Annotated in this window: 2 protein-coding genes; one reads left to right on the top strand and one right to left on the bottom strand. The window is 66.4% G+C overall.

Translation table 11 applies throughout. The annotated features are described in order from the left end of the window. Nucleotides 1–43 precede the first annotated feature (43 nt). Entirely contained in the window at nucleotides 44–466 is a 423-nt protein-coding gene (locus RB628_RS40960) for a nuclear transport factor 2 family protein (RefSeq protein WP_318325712.1), read from the top strand. On the opposite strand, the gene RB628_RS40965 is transcribed toward RB628_RS40960, so the two are convergent. Then, nucleotides 467–849, bottom strand: a 383-nt coding sequence (locus RB628_RS40965) for a VOC family protein (protein WP_318325713.1), incomplete at its 5' end; no start/stop codon positions are given.

The raw sequence follows: 849 nt of genomic DNA on the forward strand, positions 1-849 counted from the left end.
GACCTGAACGAACTCCCGCGAAGTACGGAGCTAGCATCGGGGCATGGGCGAAAACCCCGATAGCGGCGGCAACGACGCCGTTCACGCTCACCTCACCGCCGTCGCTGAGGACTGGGCGGCGGCGATCGTCTCCAACGATGCGGCACGGATCGCGAACTTCATGTCCGACGACTGGGCCATCGTCTCCGAGTCGGGGATCACCTCCAAGGCGGAGTTCCTCGCGTTCGTCGAGTCCGGGCAACTGACGCACTCGGCGATGGCTCTCGTCACCGGGCCCCGGGTCCGCGTCCACGGCGACACCGCGGTGTTGACCGTGCGGATGACGAACACCGCCCATTACGGGGGTCGGCGTTACGACGCCGACGAGTGGACGTCAGACGTGTTCGTGAAACGGAACGGCCGCTGGCTGTGCGTGCTGAGCCACATCACGGCGGTGGCGCCGACGTCGGCGGAGGGCGACCGCTGATCACTCGGGTGGCGTGGCATCGCCCTGCCAGAAGTTCCACTTGTATCCCCAGGGATCGGCAATGGTGAAGGTCCGTGGCCCGTAGGGCTGATCCTTCGGAGGGTCCAGCTCCGTGCCGGCTGCGGCACGCACCCGCTCGAAATGCGCATCGACGTCATCCACGTGCACGATGAGCAGGGCGTTCTTCCCATCGTCGCCCACACCGCCACCGCTGACCCCGATCTTCGTCGCACCGGCATGGATGTCGGCCTCGAACGTCCGTCCCGAATCGTCGCGCCAGCGGATCGTGCCGGTGAAGCCCAGAACCCGCTCCATCCAGTCCAGAGCGGCATCAGCGTCGTCGTACCGCAGATAGGGGGAGACGCCCTTGATCGCCATCCGAT

The sequence above is a fragment of the Streptomyces sp. ADMS genome, assembly GCF_033441795.1.
Lineage (GTDB): Bacteria > Actinomycetota > Actinomycetes > Streptomycetales > Streptomycetaceae > Streptomyces.

Bases quoted from the DNA above. Each gene is read 5' to 3' on its own strand.
- RB628_RS40960 (WP_318325712.1), top strand. From the start codon at position 44: ATGGGCGAAAACCCCGATAGCGGCGGCAACGACGCCGTTCACGCTCAC.